19 protein-coding genes are annotated in these 20,358 nt (G+C 55.9%); 11 read left to right on the top strand and 8 right to left on the bottom strand.

What is annotated here, in order from left to right:
• The first annotated feature begins 218 nt into the window (after positions 1 to 218).
• The 3 genes from FTE24_RS05380 to ric all read left to right on the top strand — a co-directional run bounded on the left by FTE24_RS05380 (position 219) and on the right by ric (position 2,442).
• Positions 219 to 803, top strand: a complete 585-nt coding sequence (locus tag FTE24_RS05380) for a TetR/AcrR family transcriptional regulator (RefSeq protein WP_150228931.1) — start codon at positions 219 to 221, stop codon at positions 801 to 803.
• 18 nt (positions 804 to 821) lie between these two features.
• Positions 822 to 1,616: an RNA ligase family protein gene (locus tag FTE24_RS05375; protein WP_237401644.1), complete on the top strand. Its 795-nt coding sequence runs from the start codon at positions 822 to 824 to the stop codon at positions 1,614 to 1,616.
• Positions 1,617 to 1,731: 115 nt separating this feature from the next.
• Positions 1,732 to 2,442 (top strand): iron-sulfur cluster repair di-iron protein, encoded by a 711-nt coding sequence (ric, locus tag FTE24_RS05370; RefSeq protein WP_150228933.1) that lies wholly within the window; start codon positions 1,732 to 1,734, stop codon positions 2,440 to 2,442.
• A gap of 144 nt (positions 2,443 to 2,586) precedes the next feature.
• On the opposite strand, the gene FTE24_RS05365 is transcribed toward ric, so the two are convergent.
• From FTE24_RS05365 to FTE24_RS05355, 3 genes are all read right to left on the bottom strand, one after another.
• The gene (locus tag FTE24_RS05365) at positions 2,587 to 3,774 is read right to left on the bottom strand and encodes a DUF4179 domain-containing protein (RefSeq protein WP_150228935.1); all 1,188 of its coding nucleotides are present in this window, start codon (positions 3,772 to 3,774) and stop codon (positions 2,587 to 2,589) included.
• Positions 3,761 to 4,294: an RNA polymerase sigma factor gene (locus FTE24_RS05360; protein ID WP_150228937.1), complete on the bottom strand. Its 534-nt coding sequence runs from the start codon at positions 4,292 to 4,294 to the stop codon at positions 3,761 to 3,763. The genes FTE24_RS05365 and FTE24_RS05360 overlap by 14 nt, the downstream gene beginning before the upstream one ends.
• A gap of 278 nt (positions 4,295 to 4,572) precedes the next feature.
• Complete coding sequence (locus FTE24_RS05355) at positions 4,573 to 5,910, bottom strand: aldehyde dehydrogenase (RefSeq protein WP_150228939.1); 1,338 nt, start codon at positions 5,908 to 5,910, stop codon at positions 4,573 to 4,575.
• A 207-nt stretch (positions 5,911 to 6,117) separates the two neighbouring features.
• Here FTE24_RS05355 and FTE24_RS05350 point away from each other — a divergent pair, with 207 nt between their 5' ends.
• From FTE24_RS05350 to FTE24_RS05340, 3 genes are all read left to right on the top strand, one after another.
• Positions 6,118 to 6,738 (top strand): TetR/AcrR family transcriptional regulator, encoded by a 621-nt coding sequence (locus FTE24_RS05350; RefSeq protein ID WP_160441658.1) that lies wholly within the window; start codon positions 6,118 to 6,120, stop codon positions 6,736 to 6,738.
• A 27-nt stretch (positions 6,739 to 6,765) separates the two neighbouring features.
• A complete protein-coding gene (locus tag FTE24_RS05345) occupies positions 6,766 to 7,797 on the top strand; it encodes a hypothetical protein (RefSeq protein WP_150228942.1) in 1,032 nt (343 codons plus the stop codon).
• 99 nt (positions 7,798 to 7,896) lie between these two features.
• The gene (locus tag FTE24_RS05340; protein ID WP_150228944.1) at positions 7,897 to 8,928 is read left to right on the top strand and encodes a hypothetical protein; all 1,032 of its coding nucleotides are present in this window, start codon (positions 7,897 to 7,899) and stop codon (positions 8,926 to 8,928) included.
• Here FTE24_RS05340 and FTE24_RS05335 read toward each other — a convergent pair.
• A complete protein-coding gene (locus FTE24_RS05335) occupies positions 8,925 to 9,164 on the bottom strand; it encodes a hypothetical protein (RefSeq protein ID WP_150228946.1) in 240 nt (79 codons plus the stop codon). The two genes, FTE24_RS05340 and FTE24_RS05335, sit on opposite strands and share 4 nt — an antisense overlap.
• Before the next feature lie 135 nt (positions 9,165 to 9,299).
• Between FTE24_RS05335 and FTE24_RS05330 the strand changes: the two genes are divergently transcribed.
• Entirely contained in the window at positions 9,300 to 9,938 is a 639-nt protein-coding gene (locus tag FTE24_RS05330; RefSeq protein ID WP_150228948.1) for a hypothetical protein, read from the top strand.
• Positions 9,939 to 10,034: 96 nt separating this feature from the next.
• Here the strand turns inward: FTE24_RS05330 and FTE24_RS05325 are convergent, their stop codons facing one another.
• Both FTE24_RS05325 and hcp read right to left on the bottom strand, forming a co-directional pair.
• Positions 10,035 to 12,158 (bottom strand): S-layer homology domain-containing protein, encoded by a 2,124-nt coding sequence (locus FTE24_RS05325; RefSeq protein ID WP_150228949.1) that lies wholly within the window; start codon positions 12,156 to 12,158, stop codon positions 10,035 to 10,037.
• Between the two features lie 155 nt (positions 12,159 to 12,313).
• A complete protein-coding gene (gene hcp / locus FTE24_RS05320; protein ID WP_150230632.1) occupies positions 12,314 to 13,954 on the bottom strand; it encodes a hydroxylamine reductase in 1,641 nt (546 codons plus the stop codon).
• A 401-nt stretch (positions 13,955 to 14,355) separates the two neighbouring features.
• Between hcp and FTE24_RS05315 the strand changes: the two genes are divergently transcribed.
• Positions 14,356 to 14,535: a hypothetical protein gene (locus FTE24_RS05315; RefSeq protein WP_150228951.1), complete on the top strand. Its 180-nt coding sequence runs from the start codon at positions 14,356 to 14,358 to the stop codon at positions 14,533 to 14,535.
• Between the two features lie 6 nt (positions 14,536 to 14,541).
• Here the strand turns inward: FTE24_RS05315 and FTE24_RS05310 are convergent, their stop codons facing one another.
• The gene (locus FTE24_RS05310) at positions 14,542 to 16,041 is read right to left on the bottom strand and encodes an MFS transporter (protein ID WP_150228953.1); all 1,500 of its coding nucleotides are present in this window, start codon (positions 16,039 to 16,041) and stop codon (positions 14,542 to 14,544) included.
• Between the two features lie 151 nt (positions 16,042 to 16,192).
• Between FTE24_RS05310 and FTE24_RS05305 the strand changes: the two genes are divergently transcribed.
• Positions 16,193 to 17,032, top strand: coding sequence for a MerR family transcriptional regulator (locus FTE24_RS05305; protein ID WP_150228955.1), 840 nt, complete (start codon positions 16,193 to 16,195; stop codon positions 17,030 to 17,032).
• A 76-nt stretch (positions 17,033 to 17,108) separates the two neighbouring features.
• On the opposite strand, the gene FTE24_RS05300 is transcribed toward FTE24_RS05305, so the two are convergent.
• A complete protein-coding gene (locus FTE24_RS05300) occupies positions 17,109 to 18,491 on the bottom strand; it encodes an MFS transporter (protein ID WP_150228957.1) in 1,383 nt (460 codons plus the stop codon).
• 120 nt (positions 18,492 to 18,611) lie between these two features.
• Here FTE24_RS05300 and FTE24_RS05295 point away from each other — a divergent pair, with 120 nt between their 5' ends.
• Positions 18,612 to 18,962 (top strand): ArsR/SmtB family transcription factor, encoded by a 351-nt coding sequence (locus FTE24_RS05295; RefSeq protein WP_150228959.1) that lies wholly within the window; start codon positions 18,612 to 18,614, stop codon positions 18,960 to 18,962.
• 323 nt (positions 18,963 to 19,285) lie between these two features.
• Complete coding sequence (locus tag FTE24_RS05290) at positions 19,286 to 20,323, top strand: alpha/beta hydrolase (protein WP_150228961.1); 1,038 nt, start codon at positions 19,286 to 19,288, stop codon at positions 20,321 to 20,323.
• Positions 20,324 to 20,358 lie beyond the last annotated feature (35 nt).

The raw sequence follows: 20,358 nt of genomic DNA, 5'->3' as shown, positions 1-20,358 counted from the left end.
CGTCCTCTCATTCTGGGCTAGACTTTTTTTACAACGTGTCGGATAATCGACATTGCATAAACCAGATTATAGTCAAGGACAGACCCTTCTTACAAGCTACACTTTTTGCGTAAATGTCGATTAATTTGCACAAGTCCGCCGGAATGTTGTTTAAAATTTGAATAATATACACAAGTTTGTGATGTGTAAATAAAAACATATGAAAAGGAAGCGCAACCATGACTGAACCGAAGAGCGAATCGAAACAGAAACGGACCGACCCCCGCGTGCTGCGCACCCGCCAACTGCTGAAAGATGCCCTGATCGCACTCATGCAGGAAATGGACGTGGACAAGATTACCGTCAACCGGATCGCGGAGCGCGCGACGATCAACCGGGTCACCTTTTACCTCCATTACAAGGATATTCACGACATGCTGGAGACGATGGCCGACGAGATGGCGCGGGACGTGGAGCGCGTCATGACGCGCACGATCGAACAGCACCGCAGCGGCACGAACGAGACGATGCTGCTCGGCCTGCTCGAACATATCGCGGACAACGCCGACTTTTACAAAGTGATTCTCGGAGCACGCAAAGCGCCCATTTTTCACGAGCGGCTGCTCAACGTCTTCGTCAGCAAGATCACGGCGGGAATCCGGGACATGCCGGTCAAGAACACCCAGGTCCAGCCGGACGTTGCCGTCTGGTTCGGTTCCGCCGCCCTGATCGGCACGATCGGAGGCTGGCTGCGCAGCGATATGCCGTATACGCCGTCGTTTATGGCCAAGCAGTTCGCGCTGCTGTTTCGAATCAATTCGTAACGAAGAGGAGACAGGAACATGAACAAGGACATGGATTTGCACAAAATCAATTCGTTGACCAAATACCCGAGCATATTGACGTATCATCAGCTGGGCGAGAAAGGGCGGTTGAACGAGGCGCTGACCGAACCGGCCGAATTCGGCGCGGCGGAGCACTTGTACGTCTACGAGAAGGTCGACGGGGAAAACTCCAGAATCATTCTGCTGAGCCAACCGTCGGGCGAAATCGATTACCTGATCGGATCAAGAGAAGAATTGTTGTACGCCAAAGGAGACCGGATCGGCAATCCCTACGGCAATATCGCGGAATTTCTGCGGCCGGTCGCCGAACGGATTATCGGCGAGCTGACGCAGTCCGATTCCCGGGAATGGGCCCTGACCGTGCTGTATCAGGAATCGTACGGCGGCAAGACCAAAGCATCCAGACACTATTCGGATAACAAGACGCAAAACTACCGGGTATTCGACGTTTTTTCGCTGGACCGGGAACAACTGGACGCCATGCTTGCGCTGCCCCAGGACCAAATCGCAAGCTGGCGTGACCGCGGGAAGCAACCTTTTTACGACGAATCTGCCAAAAAAACGCTGCTCGACACTTTGAATCTGCAGGCGGCGCCGCTGCTGGATCAGATCGACCGCGGCGAATTCCCTGTATCTTTTGCCGATACGTTTGCGTATATGCAAAGATTCGAACAGACGCAGGTCGGTATGGAAGTCGCCGGGAGAGCGGAAGGGCTTATCGTGCGGACCGTCGATCGCAGTTGGATTCGCAAGATCCGGTTCGAAGATTACGAGCGGACGTTTAGAAAATAATACTTGTGAAAAAAAGTGCTTGGAATCACAAGGCCGCCGCTCGCGCCCGCCTATACTGAAGAAGAAATCGACGCCGGACCTCGGCATTCATCTTCATATACGGGAGGAAACGATTATGACTACCAAGCAACACGCATTCAACGCAGACACCTGGGTATCGGACATTGTCAGCCGGCAGCCGCGTACGGGCGATCTGTTCCGCGAGCTGCGGATCGACTTTTGCTGCGGCGGCAAAATGCCGATCCGGCAGGCGGCCGAGCAGCGGGGACTCGATACCGCGCAAGTGCTGCGCCGGATCGAACAGATCGACGAGCAGGCGGCCCAACACCGGGAGATGCAGCCGGCTTCGCTTGAACCGCAGGAACTGATCGCGCATATCCAGCGCAAGTATCACGAGGCGCTGCGTCAGGAACTGCCGGCGCTGACGCCTTACGTGACGAAGCTTGCGCGCGTGCACGGCGGCAGTCGGCCTTATCTGCTGCGGGTGCAGGAGATCTTCTCTCTGCTCAAAAAAGAGCTGCTGGAACATACCGAAGACGAAGACCGGAACGTGTTCCCGCTGCTGGAAACGTATTTCCGCAGCCCTTCCGCAGACACCGCGCAGGCGCTTGAACCGTATCTAAACGAACTGGAAAGCGAACATGCGCAGGCCGGCGAACTGCTCAAGGAACTGCGCGAGATCACCGGCGATTTCGTGCCTCCGATCGATGCCTGCGGTACGCACCGCCTCGTGCTGAACCGCCTGGAAGCGCTGGAAAAAGACACGTTCGAGCATATCCATATGGAGAACAACATTTTGTTTGAAGAGGTGCGTAAAGCCATTTAAGGCAAACTCGGATATGCGCCGGTCGAAGCTTGTCTGCGAAAAGAAACCGAAAAAGACTCCGCGAGTTTGCGCTCGCGGAGTCTTTTTGGTCTTGCCCGGAAGGTGAAGGCAGACGGCCGCCGAAGTTTCCGGCACTCGCCGCGTTTACTTGGCGGCCGCGGATTGCAGATCGATCCGGATCTCCAGCCCTGTCAGATAGATCTTCGCCGTATCTCCCGCGCCGCCGGCTCCGGTCCCCCGGATATACGGCTTCACGACGATGAACTTCGCCCGGCTCAGATCGGCGCCGTAGTTGGACGCGTAGGTCATCTTGCCGTCTACGAGCGAGCCTTCGCCGCCTACGACGTCGAGCGTCTGCCCGCGATCGTCGACGATCTCGTAAGCGCTGCGGAGCAGCGTCGCTTCGCGCTTGGCCGCCGAAGCGGACTGGTCGCGAAGCGAGAGCGACGTGCGGAGCTGCACCGTCGACGCCGTCACGTCGAGCGCATCGATGCTCAGCGCATAGCGGTCGTCGCTTGCGGACGGCCCCGGATTCAGATGCAGTTCGCGGACTCCTTCGATCCGCTCGAACGGCACGGTCACGCTCAGCGGCTGCGGCTGGCCGGCAATCGAAATCGAGAGTTTGCCGTCGAAGCGGGTGCCGAGCTGCCGAATCTGATCCGTATTCAGCGGCAGGTTCATCAGCACGCCGTATGTGTCGCCGCCTTGATATTCCGGCGTATCGTAGAAGACGCCGTCCAATTCGCCGATGCCGTCCAGCTTCACGTGTACCGTCTGCATGTTTTCTTCCAGTTTGCTTGCGCTTTGAATGCCCGGCACCGTCAACTCGACAGCAAAAGCGATTCGCGTCCCGTCGAAGATCGTCTCGCGCACGTTCAGGCGCGCGCTGCCGGACGCGGCGGCCGCGTCGACGAGCGATCCCTGATGGCGTTCGCCCGCGGTGCGCAGTCCCGCATCGTTTTCCATTTGGCTGAACAGGCTGCCGATGACCGGAATGTCGCGGATCGTGTCCGCCATCGCCGGCGAGACGAACCCGGAAGCGAACAGCCCGGCCGAGAGAACGACGACCGAAGCGGCGACGGCGGCCGCTTTGCGCAGGGCCGTACCCGGACGGCGTCCGGCCTTCGGAGTTTCGATTTCCCCGCCTGCCGTGGCGGAACGCCCGTGCATCGTCGCGGCGGCCGTGGAACTGTTATTCGTCGCTGCCGCAGCCGGGAGAGACGCGTAAGTCGCCTCCAAGCGGGAACGGACAAGCGGGGAGAGCGGCGCGGGGGTTCGGCCAACCTGTTTCAATTCGTGTTCCAACTGCTGCTCGGCGTTAGATCGATTCATAATGCATACTCCCTTTCGGATTCGATTTGAATTTTTGCATGAGAGCGGCCCGGGCCCGCATCAACCTCGTTTTGACCGCGCTTTCGGTCAATTCCAGCGTCTGCGCCGTCTGCGCCACGCTGAGGTCTTCGAAATAGTGCAGAATGACGACCGTGCGCTGTTTCTCGTCCAGCCGGTCGACCGCGTCGCGCAGATCGACCCGGTCATACTCGTTGGCAGGGGAGGCGGTGATCGGGAAGTCGGAGACGGATACCGTACGTTTTCGGCCTCGCAGCAGCGTATTGCATTCGTTGATCAGGATGCGGAACAACCACGTCCTGAAATAATTCGGCTCCCGCAGGGAAGGCAGCGACCGATACGCTTTCAGCACCGTTTCCTGCATGGCGTCCGCCACGTCTTCGTCTTTTCTCAGCATGGACCAGGCCATCCGGTGCAGCGCTTCTTCCTGCTGGCGCATCAAGGCGACGAAAGCGTCCCGATCTCCGTCTCTCGCTCGCCGAATCCATTCTTCGTTTTCCATGAGGCATCGTTCCTTTCTGGGCGTTTCTTGTTCTTGTTGGGAAGTGAAGATAGACATTAGATGGGCGAAGCGGCTGTTCGGTTACATCGGATCTTTCGTATGGGATAAAAAAATAGACGCCGCAGCAGGAGGCAGGCCCGGCAATCAGAGCGGCCTATGCGCGGAAAACGCAAAAAAACGCGGTCTTTTCGCTGCTTGGCGAAAGACCGCGTTCGGTGCAAGGGGAAAAGATGAGAGGGAAGAGAAGCGGGGAGGTAAGGGAGAGCGGCAGGCGAAACTTATACGCTGCGCACGAGCATCGACTTGTGGTGCGAGAACGTCTCGAAGCTCTGGCGGCCGTGGTACGAACCTATGCCGCTTGCGCCGACGCCGCCGAACGGCAGCTCGTGCGAGCTCATATGCAGCAGCGTCTCGTTGACGCAGCCGCCGCCGAAGGAGACCGTATTGAGGACGAGATCCTGCACTTTCTGGTCCCGGGTGAACAGGTACAGCGCGAGCGGCTTGGGCCGATCGACGATTTGTTCCAGTACGGGGTCCAGCTCGGTATAGGTCATGACCGGCAGGATCGGACCGAAGATTTCGTCCTGCATCACCGGGGAATTCCAGTCGATGCCCTGCAGCAGCGTAGGTTCGATCAGCCGCTGCTCGCGCACAGTGCGTCCGCCGAGCAGCGCTTCGCCGTCATTCAGGAAGCGGCTCAGCCGGTCAAAATTGCGGTCGTTGACGATATGCGGAAAGTCCGGATTCTGCGTTACGTCCGCGCCGTATTTGTCTTCGATCTCAAGCTTGATTTCGCGCAGCAGTTCTTCTTGCACGTCTGCATGGACCAGCAGGTAATCCGGGGCGACGCAGGTCTGGCCGGCGTTCAGGAATTTGCCGCGAACGAGGCTTTGGGCCGCGCGCTGCAAGTTGGCGTCTTTGTGCACGATCGCGGGGCTTTTGCCGCCCAGTTCGAGCGTGGTCGGCGTCAGATGTTCCGCAGCGGCGCGCATGACCACTTTGCCGACCGGCGTGCTGCCGGTGAAGAAGATGTAGTCGAACTTTTCGCGCAGCAGCTCCGTGCTCGTCTCGACTTCGCCTTCCATCACGGCGACATATTCGTCCGGGAAGCAGGCGCGGATCAGGTCGGCGCTGAGCTTCGAGACGGATGGCGTCAGTTCGGACGGCTTAAGCACGGCGCAGTTCCCCGCGGAGATCGCGCCGACCAGCGGAGAGAATGCGAGTTGGAACGGATAGTTCCACGGTGCGATCACGAGCGCGACGCCGTAAGGCTCGGGATGAATCGCGCTTGCGCCGCCGGCAATCTGCTCGGAAGTCGGCACGACGCGCGGAGCGGCCCACTGCTCCAGATTCGCAAGCGTGTAATCCAGTTCGCCGAGAACCAGACGGATCTCCGAGCTGTAGCCTTCGGCTTCCGATTTGTTCAGGTCGGCACGCAGCGCGGCCAGAATGCGCGGTTGGTACTCTTCGATGCCCTGCCGCAGACGCTTGAGCGCCTCGATGCGGTACGCGACGCTTTTCGTTTGACCCGTACGGAAAAAGCGGCGCTGCCGCAAAACGAGATCGTGCGCGGAAATCGAATCGGTCGAAGAAGCGGTGTTCGGTTGAGTCGTCATGGAAGTTCAATCTCCTGTCTATTGGGATTTCTGTTTTTGGTTTCTAACAATTAAGTTGTATTCAATGTATAACCAGTATAAAACGAGTTGAACTGTGCTACAATGGTCACGTTATACACGATCGGGGCTTATGCCTCGCAAATAGTTAGAGTGTGGCGAAAATATCCGATAATATTCATTCCTATACAGAAGCAGGAGCGTGTCCCCATGCCCGATCCCTCACAAGAAATGCCCAAACGCCCCGATCCGCGGGTCACGAGAACGCGGGAGCTGCTGCACGGCGCCTTTTTGGAACTGTTGGAAGAAAAGCCGTACGAGCGGATCACGATCGCGGATATTACCGGGCGGGCAACCGTGAACCGCAAAACGTTTTACCTGCATTACGAGACCAAAGACCATCTGCTGCGCAGCGTAACCGACCATATTCTGGACGACCTGTTCGGCGAAGCGAGAGAGTCGCAGCCGCGCGACCTGTCGATCGAGGAGCAGCAGCGCTATATCGCAGGCCGCATTTTTGCGTACGTCAAAAAACATCGCTCCTTTTTCGAAGTGATGTTCGAGCGCAAAGCGATGACGGACTTCGTTCAGTACATGAAGCGTTATTTTGCCCGTTTCTATGAAGAGAAGTTCGCGAACCTGGACGAGAGCCGGCTGCCCGTACAAAAAGACGTAATCGCAAGCTATATCGGTTCTGCTTACGTCGGCGTCATTCACGGCTGGATCGGCGGAGGCATGCAGCAGACGCCCGAAGAAATGACGCGGCAGATGATCGAGCTCAACGTGCAGGGCCCGATTCGGATGGTGCGGGATGCGCAGAGCCGAACGTAAAACCATAATCTATTCAGGGAGGTCTTTATGCGGCTAAAAGAACTGAAAGAGAGCATGCTGGTTCCCGATCGCGAAATCCTGCTTAACCGTCTGTTCACAATCAACAATACCGAAGTTCTGCTGATTTCGATTACGTCGGAGCAGCAAAGTCACAAGCTGTGGACGCTGCGCAAACTGCCCGAACAATTGTTTGAAGAAAAAGCGGTTCATAAGTCCGAAGAGACTCTTACAATCCGCGATCGTTTTCAAGAAAAGATTTTTTTTAACGGTCAAGGAGATTATATCTCCAAGATGATTATTCAGGGCCAGACCCTGACTTTTAATCTGGCACAGTCTGATTATTGCACGGAGCAGGACCACGGAACATATATGAAGCTGCAGCATTTTATCGAAAAAGGACTGCAGCTCGGAAGTTTTGCGGACGCTGAGTTAAATCGTTTGTTTCTCACTTGTTATGAGCAGGACCCTTCCGAACCTTGCCCGAACTTTGACTTGAACAAAGAAATGGATATCACGCTGAAGTTCAATAGTACTTTTTGCAGTGTTCCTATAGACACCGAGCCAATTGTGCTGGAATTCGGAAATACGCAAAAAGAAATCAAGCGTGTCTTTTATGATCCTTTTAACCAGAAAAATCGTTTCTTTTATATTCATGCATTAACACGGGATGATATTTGGAAACAAGTCGAAGAAAACTTCGCAAAGCCTACCCCTGAGAGTTCTACAGAAGAAGAATGGCAAGAATTCAAACAACAATATCTGGAAGGCCTTGAATCGGCTTGTTCCAAAGGAGAAGATCTTGCTGTTATTGAATACGAAGCTGAGGACAATATCCAGTTGAATTTTTTGGCGAAAAATTATTTGGATGCACAACCTCGGGCCTGGACCGGCGGTTTAGGATTTTCCGTTTTTTATAAAACCGAACGCGGGTTGGGACGCAACGGATTAAAATGTCGGGTAGACACCGTCGGTATGGTGGACAAAACGTTTAGCGGAAGTTTTGTCGTCGAACTGCTCTCTTATTCGCTGGAGCTGCCGGAATTGACTATTAAGCTTTAAGCTGAAAACGCAGAACATAAGCCGTATACTCCGTTATCGGGCATGGTCAGGCAAGCAGCAACAAAAAGCACGACTTCATTTTTATCCAGGGAGGTCTTTATGCGGCTCAAAGAACTGCAAGAAATGATGCTAATCCCCGATCGCGAAATTCTGCTCAACCGTTTGGTCACAATCAACAATACCGAAGTTCTGCTAATTTCGATCACCTCGGAGCAGCAGGGTCACAAGCTGTGGATGCTGAGCCGAATGCCGGAAACGCCGGACGCGCAAGAAACGGTGTACAGATCCGAAGAGCCCCGTTCAAATCGGGAAAAGATCCAGCAGCAAACCGATTTTGGACATCAAGAAGATTTTATTTCCCAAATGATCATTCAAGGCCAGACCTTGACGTTCCATTCGTCGGAGTCCAATTTCATTACGGAACAGGACTTCGGAGCCTATATGAAGCTGCAGCATTTTGTCGAAAAAGGGGCGGATTTTACAAGTTTTGCGGACGTTGAATTGAACCGCTTGTGTCTGACCGTCAACGAACAGGACCCGTCCTTGCCTTTCCCGGACCTTGATCTCGACAAAGAGCTCGATATCACGCTGAAGTTCGACGGTACCGTTCGCAGCGTCCCTGTGCAGATCGAACCGATCGTGCTGGAATTCGGAGAGGTTCAGCCAGCAATCCAGTATTCGTTCCACGATTCTGTTCACGACAAATCTCGTTTCTTCTACATCAACGCCGTGACCCGCTACGATATTTGGCAAGAAGCGTTAGCAACCTTCGAAAAACCGATGCCGCAGGGATACACGGACAAAGAATGGCAGTCTTACCAAGATCAATATAGGGAAAGCCTTGAATCCGCGTATTCCAAAAATGAAGAGCTGGTTCTGGTCGAATACGAATCCGAAGACGATATCCAGTTGAATTTTTATGCACAAGATCATTTGGATGCAAAGCCCCGATCTGTAGCGGGGAGCGGTGATCTGGCCTTGTTTTTCAAACCTGACCGGGAGTTGGGACCCCATGGGTTAAAGAGTCGAATCTGCATGGTGGGTCCGGTAGATAAAGAGTTTGGCGGGAGCGTCACGGTCGAACTGCTATCTGGTTACGTAGAGCTGCCGGAAAAAGTGATCAAGCTTTAAAAGGCTACGCCTCTTATCTTTTCAAAAGGTTCGTCGGGGTCGGCTCGGGGAATAGGGATGATCAAAGGCGCTTCAAGAGAAGGCGTGGCACTGATTTCTATGCCGTTTTTCACTTTGCGTTCGTTTTTGTTTTCCGTTTCGGTATGCGGCTTGTCGGAAGAGTGAGAATCTAAAAACGCGAAAAAGGAGAAAGATACAAGGGCGCTTGCAGCGACGTAAAGGATACGTTTGTTCACTTGTTTACCTCCGACTGCGAATTTGGCGTACGGCCAATACTTAGTTTATCGTGTGTTTAAAATGAAAATAAGGACTTAAAGACCGAATCTTTACTATCCATTAGTAAAAAGGAAAACGTAAATGGAGGCAAAACAATGAACCAAATAGGTATTTTGGGAGTGGTACATAACGAAGAACTGCGGATGCAGCACGGGCTCACACTGGAGACAATTCAGGCGCTCATTCTTGAATTCGATCCGGACGTAATCTGTGGGGAAGTGCTGCCGGCGAGCTGGGAAAAATACAGACAGAACCCGCTTGATCGGGGATACTGGGGAGAACCGCCGAGCGAATATTACGAGCTGATTTTGCCATTGTGCGAAGAGAAAGGATACGCGTTCGAGCCGATCGATTGGGTGGAACTCGACCTATGGAACGATTTCGATCCTATACGGCACTATTCGGGGGAAGAACGGGCCGACCTTGAGGCCGAGTCGGACAAATGGTGGGACAAGCAGCTTACGGCGGCGGGAAAAGGAGAAATCGCGTTCAACTGCGCAGCTTTTGACGAAACGACAAGCCTGAAATATAGATGGCTGGAGCAGTTGGACGCCGAAGCGCATGTATTTCGCTGGACGGGGAGACACATCATTATGATGCAGCGGATCAAGAATGCGATCAAGCGGCATCCGGGCAAGAAAATGCTGTGTATCGTTGGAGCCGATCATAATCATGTGCTGAACGAGGAGCTGCGGAAGCTGGAGCAAGTTGAAGTCATTTATCCGCTTAAATAAATATTTAACATAATGAAAAATTCACAATAGAAAAACAACAAAAACCAGAAAAAGAGCCGACCGAAAAATTCGGCGGCTCTTTTTCTGGTTTTTTATTTAAGGTTGAACAAGGGAAGGAATCGCAATGGTGAATTTACCGGTACTTGTATCGATCGGTCCTACGGGTATTTCGGAAGGAGATAGAATAAGGAACGGACTGACGGTAAGAATGACTCCTTCATCAGGGATAAAAGCATGATCTCCCAAAGTGATCATGAGGGATGTCGCGAAGTCCGGGGAATAGCTACTATTATATCCCGAAAACTCAAGCTTGCTTCCTACTCCAAAAGTATAGCTCGAATTTACCTCTTTTAACGCCTGTTCGAAATTTTGCATGGTTTGAGCAGTTCCAGCAGGTAATTTAACTGCGGTGCCATAAGTAAAGGCTAAGGTAATGCCCTGTCCGGGCTTATAACTGGTGTCTTGTGGGACATACACGTCTGTAAGCATAGGTTGTCTCTGATCGATCGTAAAATACGTGGATGTTTTTTGACCGGCATAATCCATGATCGTCAGTTTGTAAGAGCCGTTTGCCGTGATTGGGCTGCCCAGCTTGTAATTGGTTACCGGATAAGTGTATTCGTAAGGATGTCCTTGAATATATGAAATGTCTGTCTCGAGATTTCTCTCCAACATCACGCTTTTCAGATCTCCGTCTTTGGAATCCGGAGTCAAAGGGCGGGGCGAAAACAACTGGTTCTCCGGTTGAGCAATCGTAGGCACCGCATCCGTAAATACGGGAGCCGGATCCGTTACCGCAAAAGCTTCGGAAAAGACCGGCTGGCCGGTTTGCCCGGAAGCGTCGATCGGCGTCACTTCGAAGATGATTTTTTTGCCGGCGTCCGCGACCGTCAGGATATACAACGTACTGGTCGCCCCGCTGATCTCTACTTTCGAACCGTCGCTTTCTTGTCTGTACCATTTGTAGGTCGAGCCTTGTTCCCGGTCGAGATCGATATCCTGGAACGAGTAGCTGCCGTTAATCCGTTGGCCTACTTCAAAAGTGCCTTTGATCGTGACCTCGGTAGCGCTCGGCGCATGCACAACCGGTTCGGCCGGCAGCACGGTGAAGGAGGAACTTACCGCATAAGCCAGGCCGATTTTACCTGCAGCGTCGACAGGCGTCACTTCAAAAGCAATGCCGTGATCCGCGTCTTCCGCAACCAGCGTATAGGTCGGGCCGGCGCCGACTTCGGTGCGTTTGCCTTGGAGGTCTACGCGATACCATTTGAGCGACGTTCCTTGTTCTTTGTCCTGCTCGGCATCTTCGAACAGATATCCTCCGCTCAACTTTTCGCCCACTTTGAGCTTGCCGCTGATTTTCAAATGCGTCGCTTTGGGCGCGGCGTTCTCAGGCTCGGGAACCGGGGTCGGCTCCGGCGCAGGGACCGGTGTTGGAACCGGCGTCGTAACCGGCGTCGGGTCCGGGATATAGACCGGTATCGGGTCCGGTGTCGGAACGGGTGTTGGAGCAGGTGCCGGTACAGGCGCGGGAGCCGGAACGGGCGTTGGAGCAGGCGTTGGAACAGGTACCGGAACCGACGCTTGTTCTTGTTTGACCGCATAAGTACGAATCGCGACCATAGCGGCTTCTTGACGCTGCGTGCGCACGGTAGGTTCGAACTTGGAACCGTTACCGACCATCAGGCCGGACTTGATCGCGCTGGCTACGTAACGAGCCGCCCAATCATGTATGGTATCGGCATCTTCGAATTGGCTCAGAGATGCAGCGTTGGCTTCCAAAGGCAGGTTGAGCGTCTTGACGATCACGATCGCGAGCTGCTCGCGCGTGAGAAGCTGCTTGGGGTTGAAGCGTCCGTCGCCGGTGCCGAGCATGATGCCGGCTTGCTGTACCGCTGCGATATAAGGCGCGCTCCAGGCGGTAGCGGGTACGTCTTTGAACCGGGTATCCGTATCTTCGTTCAGAGGCAGTTCCAACAGATTGACGATAATTTTTGCCATTTCTTCCCGGGTGATCTGATCGCTCGGCCGGAAGTTTCCGTTCACGTCTCCGGCAAACAAGTTCAATAATTTGGCTTGGGTAATCGCATCCCGGGACCAGGTGGCCGCTTTGTCCAAATCTTTAAAAGCCGGTGCAGGCTCTGCCGCGAACGCGGTCAATGGGGAAGTAAGGCTGGTTGCGATTAACAAAGAGGCTATCATTTTTTTGCTGGAATTCAATCTCTGTTCCTCCTTAATTTTAAAACTACCCCTTTCTTATCGGTAGGCGGAAAAAGATTTTTTAGAGCAATAATATTTTTTTGAAGATAACATGTTAAAAAGCGCCGATCGGCATCCCCGATCCGGCGCTTTTTGGGTGGGTTCTCTTTTCCCAGTCAAACTTCGAGAAATCTCTTCATATCGTCTTCGACATTCGTAATTCCGCCGATTCCGAAGCTGTCGATTAGCACCTGCGCGACATTCGGAGACAGGAAAGCCGGCAGGGTTGGGCCGAGATGAATGTTTCGGATCCCGAGATGCAGCAGGGCCAGCAGGACGATGACCGCTTTTTGCTCGTACCACGCGATGTTGTAGGAGATCGGCAGATCGTTGATATCGTCCAGGCCGAACGCTTCCTGAAGCTTCATCGCAATCACGACGAGCGAATAGGAATCGTTGCACTGTCCGGCGTCGAGCACGCGCGGAAGGCCGGCAATCTCGCCGAGATCGAGCTTGTTGTATTTGTATTTGGCGCAGCCGGCGGTCAGGATGACCGTGTCCTGCGGCAGTTCGCGGGCGAAGTCCGTGTAATAATTGCGCGATTTCATCCGTCCGTCGCAGCCGGCCATGACGAAGAAACGCCGGATCTCGCCGCTTTTGACGGCTTCGACGACCCGATCGGCGACGCCGAGCACCGTATGGTGCGCGAAGCCTCCCGTAATCTCGCCGGTCTCGATCTCTGTCGGCGGCGGGCAGGACCGGGCCTGTTCGATCAGCGCGGAATAGTCTTTCGGTGCGCCGTCCACGCCGTCTGGAATATGTGCCACGCCCGGATAGCCGGTATGGCCGGTCGTGTACAACCGTCCGATATAGCTGCCCTTGGGAGGTACGATGCAGTTGGTCGTCATCAGGATCGGGCCGTTGAACGTTTCGAATTCTCGGGTCTGCTTCCACCAGGCGCTGCCGTAATTGCCGTAGAAATGCTCATACCGCTTGAACGCCGGATAGTAGTGGGCCGGAAGCATCTCGCTGTGGGTGTAGACGTCTATGCCCTGACCTTCGGTCTGAATCAGCAGTTCCTCCAGGTCTTTGAGATCGTGGCCGCTGATCAGGATGCCCGGCCGGCTGCCCGTTCCGATCTTGACCTTCGTGACCTCGGGATGGCCGTAGGCGCCGGTATTGGCTTTGTCGAGCATCGCCATCGCGTCGACGCCGTATTTGCCGGCTTCGAGATTGAGCGCGACGAGGTCGGCGGCTTCCAGCGTATCGTCGAGCGTCGCGGCCAGTGCCCGGCGAACGAACGCATCAAGCGCCGGATCGATCTCGCCCAGCTGGCCGGCATGGTAGCTGTAGGCGGCCATGCCTTTGAGTCCGTAGGTCAGCAGTTCGCGCAGCGAACGAATGTCTTCGTCTGCCGTGCGCAGCACGCCGACCGTCCACGCTTTGCCGTCGAAGCCGTGCTCGTCGGCTGTCCATACGGCGGCGTCGGGCAGAGAAGCGGAAGCATGGGGGAACAGGGAGCCGCGCAGCGCCCGGACTTCGTCCCGCAGTTTCAGCGCTTCGCTATTTTTGCATACAAAATAGTCCCGGTCGAAGTTGGCGTTCGTTATGGTCGCAAACAGCGAGTCCATGATGAACAGCGACACCCGGCGCTCCAGTTCGGTCGGCAGATCGAGATCCAGGCTGAGAAAAGAGAGCCCTTTGAGCGTGTAGATCAGCAGGTCCATGAGATTAGCGACGTCATGCGGTTTGCCGCATACGCCGACGACGGTGCAGCCCGTTCCTTGGGACGCTTCCTGGCATTGAAAACAGAACATGGACGGCGGGGCAATCTCCGATGCGGCAGGCTCTGCGATCGAGCGCGCCGGGCGGGGGTAGATGGTCATGGGATGAAATTCCTCCGATTCGTATGGAAATGACGGGATGTGTGCGCGTATCCGTAAGCCTATATTGTTCATTGTAAAAGTTTTAAAAGGCAGGCTTGTGATTCCGCGCACAACAAACCCGGCGACTTTGTGAGCGGAGAGACGGGAAGGCAGGGGAGCAAGATGATTTTTAAAAAAATATTTAATATAATGAAAAATTCACAATAGAAAAACCAAAATCAAAACCAGAAAAAATTAAAAGAAAAACCGCCCACCAACTAATCCGTCCGACGCAGCGTCTACCTCCACAAGGAACAAACCTTATTTCTATTCAAAAGAACAGGTGGGGGAGCATGGGCGGCAGATACGAAGCGGTACACGCATTGGAGCCGATCATCCGGCAGGTGATCGAGAAGCTTGAACCGGATGAAGGGCCGGATGAACAAGAGCGGAGAACACCAACGACATACGGAAAAAGAGCGCCGCAGCGCATTGTCAGTGACGACAAACGCTGGGACGCTCTTTCTTTTTGAACACGTTCAAGAGCCGGATCGTTCGCGCGACTTCGCCCGGGCTCCGATCACGGCCACGGTCAGGGCCGCAGCGGCGAGGAACGCCGTGATGCCGGCCACGACGACGACGAACGAAGCATCGAACGCGGATCGTCCCGCTTCCCGCAGCGCTGCCGCCGATGCCGCCGGCAGGCTGTCCGCGGCCAGCAGCGCTTCGTCCAGGCTGTCCCTGACGTTGGCCGGGACAGGCAGCCCTGCCGGAATCCGCATGGACAGCGTGTAGAGCAGCGCCGACAGACTGCCGATAATGGCAATGCCGGATGCCCCGCCCATCTCGTAGGCGACTTCTTCGATCGAAGCGGCCATGCCCGCTTTGTGGGGCGGCGCTTCGTTCATGATCGAATGCGAAGCCGCCGTCATGCCCGCGCCGAGACCGGCGCCGAGCAGCAGCAGTCCCGCAATTTGCAAGGCGGGCTCTCCGTCGAAGCGCCAGGCGTAGAGACCCGTGCCGAGAGCGGCGGCGAACAGGGCGAACACCTTGAGCCGGATCGGATCTGCCTGGTGCAGCCGTATACCGACGAACAGACCCGCGACGACCGCGGCCAGCGGAATGCTGACCGTGAACCAGCCCGCCTGAAGCGGGCTCAGGTTCTCGACGAGCTGAAGCCGCTGCGTTACGAGATATTGCAGGCCCATCTGGCCGAACATGCCGACGAACGCCACGATAAAGCCGGCGGCAAAGCGCGGAATCTTGAACAACGACAGGTCGATCAGCGGATCTGCGCTGCGAATCTGCCGACGGACAAACAAGGCTAAAGCGACCAGCCCAAGCGCGGCGCTTGCCGCGGCAAGCGCCGGAGAACCGTCTCGCCGGGCAAATTCCTTGATCGCGTAGATCAGGGCGACCATCGCGACCATGATCTGGAACGACCCGAACAGGTCCCACTTTTTCCCCGGATCGCCTTGATGTCGGGGCACGATCCACAAGGTCAACAGCAGGGCGGCCAGCGCGATCGGCAGATTGATCAGGAAGACCGAGCCCCAATGGAAATGGGCCAGCAGCAGCCCGCCGACGATCGGACCGAGTCCGGCTCCCCCGGAAGCGATCGCGCCCCAGACGCCGATCGCAAGTCCCCGTTCCCGTTCGTCGGTGAACGTGACGCGAATGATCGACAGCGTGGCCGGCATCATCATGGAAGCGCCGACAGCCAGCAGTACGCGCGAAGCGATCAGCACGGCGGGAACCGGCGAGAACGCGGCCGTAAGCGAAGCTGCGAGAAACACGAGCAGGCCGAGCGTGAAAATGCGGCGGTATCCGAGTCGGTCGCCAAGGGTGCCCATCGCGGGCAGCAGTCCCGCCATGACGAGCGAATACCCGTTCAGGATCCACAGTTTCTCCGAAGCGGACGCCCCGAGGTCGCGAGTCAGGATCGGCAGCGCCGTGTACAGAATCGTCATATCCATCACGATCAGCAGCAGCGCGCTTGAGACGATCGCAAGAATAATCCAGCGTTTGAAAGCAGTCATGTCTATCCTCCGTATCCAACTGATTTGAATCCGTTTCGATTCACTCTTGCAGCATAAAGTATCGGGTTACCCTATAGTCAATCTTCTTTTTGGCGGCTACAATAAAAAGAGGCAACTCGAACCGACCGAATGCCGACAAGGAGGCCGACCGATGCCGGAATCGCACGAACCTTATCTGACGACCGGCGAATTCGCCGAGATCTGCGGGGTAAGCAAACATACGCTGTTTCATTACGACGAAATCGGGCTGCTGCAGCCGGAGTTCGTGAACGACAAAGGCTATCGATTTTATTCCGTGCACCAGACGTACGCGTTCGACATCATCAACGTGCTCAAGCAGACGGGAACACCGTTGAAAGACATCGGAACTTTTTTGCAAAACCGGAACAAGGACGCGTTGATCGGGTTAGTCCGTCAAAAGCTCGGGGATCTGGAAAAGGAACGGCGGAAGATCGAGCGGATGCAGCATTTTCTGGCCGATACGCTGACGATGGCGCAACAGGCCTCGGAGGGCCTGGAACACGGAATCCGGATCGAGGAGTGCGGGGAAGAGACTCTTGTCGGCGTCGAGATTCGTCCGGAAGGCGGGGACAAAGAGTTTATCCGCAAACTCGGCCAGCACCGGAAAGTCTGCGAGGAGCGGCAGATCGACTGCCAATCCGCGATCTGGAGCATCATCGGGCAGGAACGCTTTGCTGCGGGGGAATACTATCCGGATTATATCGGCAACAAGCTGGCGAACCGCAATGTCGACGCGGACGTGCGGATCAAGCCGGCCGGCCTCTACGCGGCGGCGAATCATCGGGGTTCCTACGAGACGATGCCGGATACGTACGCCCGGATGAACGCTTTCATCGAAGAACAGGGTTACGCCGTGAACGGAGATACGTATTCTATCGACCTGCTCAGCTACCTGGCCGAGCCGGATCCGTCCGATTATGTCATACGCGTATGGATCGAAGTAACGCCAAAAAAGCCAAAGCCCACATGAACGGGGCTTTGGCTTTGGTTTTGTTTTGGAATCAGCGAATGTGACAAATGCTTCGCTCGGCCGGGATCGGCCGCGTTCAGCCGAGCGCCAGACGGGCATGCCGGCGATACCACAGCGCGCACAGGATCGCGACGACCGCGGCGACCGACAGGCCCCAATAGATATTGGAGTAGGCGGTACCGAGCGGCAGCGTATGCTGCCATTCCAGCGCGGTCGTCGCCATGGCGACGCTGAACGCTCCGCTGAAAAATTGAAGCAGCTGGAACAAGCCCATGCCCGAACCGATAAACGATTCCGGCAGTACGCGCGACAGTTCGTTCGACAGACTGCTGGACAGCGCGGCGAACGACAGGCTGAGGATCATGTACGTCAGCATCGCGGCGATCCAGGAATGGCCAATAAACAGCGCGAACAGCAGCGTCGAGAGCAGCAGCATCACCGGGCCGAGGCGCAGAATACCGTGGTTGCCGTGCCGGTCGATAATGCGTCCGATTTTGCGCGACGCGATGATCGCGAGCAGCGAACCCGGGAAGATGACCAATCCGGCATAGCCGGCCGTGAATTCGAAATTTTTGGTCAAAATTTGCGGCAGCAGGAACAGCGTTGCGAAGTTGCAAATATAGGCCGTCATGCCGGCGAGCACGAGCAGCATATAGCGGCGGTTCGCGAACAGCGAAGGCAGGACGAACGGGTCCGGCGTCTTGCGGATGCGCAGGACGAACAAGACGAGCGAGACGATGCCGATCAGCAGCACGATCCACGCCCGGCTCGTCAGGAACAGCAGCAGGCAGGTGATGCCGACGGCCAGCAGTACGCCGCCGAGCGCGTCGAACGATCCGCGCTGCGGAAGTTCTTTGGGCAGCAGCCAGGCGAAGAACGGCACGAGCAGCAGCACGGCCGCCGTGATCGCGAACAGCCAATGCCAGCTGAGGTTCTCGACGATCAGTCCGCCGACGACCGGGCCGAGCCCGAGTCCGAGCGACACGGCGGACATGATCGTCGCCATGGCGCCGCCGCGGCGCTTGAGCGGAATATACCGGGTGAACAGCACCATGGAGAGCGAGACGGCGCCGCCTGCGCCCGCGGCCTGAACGATCCGGCACAGCAGCAGCACGACGAAGCTCTGGCTAAAAAATCCGACGACGCCGGCGAGGCCGAGCGCGATCAGTCCCGTAATGAGCAGCCGGCGCAGCGGCACGAAGTCCGACAGGCGGCTGAACGTGATCGACGAGATCGCGAACATGATCGAGTAGCCGGTCACGATCCAGGAAGCCGAAGTGCCGGAGATGCCGAACTCGGCGGTCACGTCGGGCAGTGCCATATTGAACATGGCCGTATTCATGATGACCAGAATAATGGCGATGCTGAACACGAGGATGGTCAGGCCTTCTCGGGCCAGAACGGGGTGGTTCGAGTCCTGCGAGATCTCCTCGGCAGGCGGATTTGCGGGTGGGTTCATGGTGATTGCTCCTTTTTCTATAGTTCGGTCATAAACGAACATTTGAAGTATAGCAGGCGATGCTGTAAAATACAATTGAAACTTCATCCGTCAATCGAACGCCCGTAAGGAGGACTTCGCATGAAACTTCTTCATCATCCGGACCGCAAAGACATCCGGCTTCCGTCCGTTTTGTATGCGCTGAGTGACCCGGTTCGGCTGCAGATGGTTGCGCAAATCTACGAGAGCGGCGAAGAACAGGCCTGCAAATGCTTCGATGTACCGATTGCCAAATCGACGTTGTCCCAGCATGCGCGGGCGCTGCGCGAAGCCGGCATTACCCATACCCGGGCGCAGGGCACCCAGCGGCTGCTTTCGCTGCGAACCGACGATCTGAACACCCGTTTTCCGGGACTGATCGACACGGTTATGCAGGCGTACCGGCAGGATCGGCTCGAAGAAAGCGCAAGAGCCGGCGCGGCGGCGGAGTAGCTGCCTATCTGCGCCGTCCCTGCCGGTGAGCATAAGAGTAAGCGCTATCATACGCAAGAAGCAAAACCCGCGTTTTCCCGTTCAGGGAAAACGCGGGTTTTTAATTTGTCCGTTCACGCCATCCACAAGCCGATTTGCCAATACGAACAGGGCGCTTCTCTTTTATCGCCAAACAATATATATGTATCGTTTAATAAAAAGAGTAAAAACCGCTTTCGCCAGAATGAGTCAAGGGGCCTTCCTCCGGTTAAGGCGATTACGCAGGAATAAAAGAGTCCCCGTCCTACTCGCACCGCATATACCGAGAAAGAGAGGCTGACAACATGGCAATCAAACTTCCTATTTGGGGCGACTCCGTTCCACACAACACCGGACAAAGCAAATTCGACGAGCTGGAGCTCAAAAACAAGCATCCTTCCGAAGCGTTGTCTGGACTCAAAGCGCTTGCGGTGCTGAAAAAAGACGAGTACAACAGCAAACGCCGCCACTGGGTTCACGAGGCGACGTATGCGGCCGAGATTCGGCACGGAGAAGGCAGGGAGACGTATGACGACCAACCCACGCTGACCCCGTACATGGCGCCGGGCAGCGACCGGGCGGTCATCGTCGTGCCGGGCGGCGGCTACATGACCAAAGACGTCAAGCATGAAGGCGAAGGCGTCGCCCGTTCGTTGAACGAAGCCGGCATTTCCGCGTTCGTGCTCGATTACCGGCTTAATCCGTACAAAGTGCCTATCCCGATGCTCGATATGCAGCGCGCCGTCCGTTACGTGCGGTATCATGCGCCGGGGTACGGCATCGATCCGGCCAAGATCGGAGCGGTCGGCTTTTCCGCCGGCGGCCATCTGGTGTCTTCCCTCATTACGCTGCGACGCGGCTTGCCTGTCGAATACGCCGGGTATACGGCCGATTCGATCGACCGGACAGACGATTCCCTCGCGCTGGCCGGGCTGATCTATCCGCTGATCTCGTGCACGGATCTTCCGTCGATCGCGATCTCGATGTTCAGCCGGGAAGATGCCGAAGATCCGGCGGAACGCGAGCGGCTGCTGGACCATTATTCGCTGGCGCAGCATGTGCGTGCGGGGCACCCGCCGCAGTTTCTCTGTTACGGCGACCATGACCACCTGCTCGGCAGCGAAGGCGTACGGGCGTATCAGCGGGCGCTGGACGCGCACGGCGTTCCGAACCGGCTGCTTGCGATCGAAGGCGCCGACCACGGATTCGGGGACTGCGAGCGGGGAAGCTTCATGGACAAAGTGATGAGCCTCAAGCCGTACGCGTATTGGAAAAAAGAATTCACGGATTGGGCGAACGCGAGTTTCGACCAAATTCGGCTGTACCCGTCCGATCGGGTATAAACATCTATACTTGTGTTGAACCGGGGAAAGTTCCG

It is taken from the genome of Saccharibacillus sp. WB 17, assembly GCF_008634075.2.
Classification (GTDB): domain Bacteria; phylum Bacillota; class Bacilli; order Paenibacillales; family Paenibacillaceae; genus Saccharibacillus; species Saccharibacillus brassicae.
The sequence above is the reverse complement of the archived record's forward strand: the minus strand, read 5'-3'. Positions and strand labels throughout refer to the sequence as shown.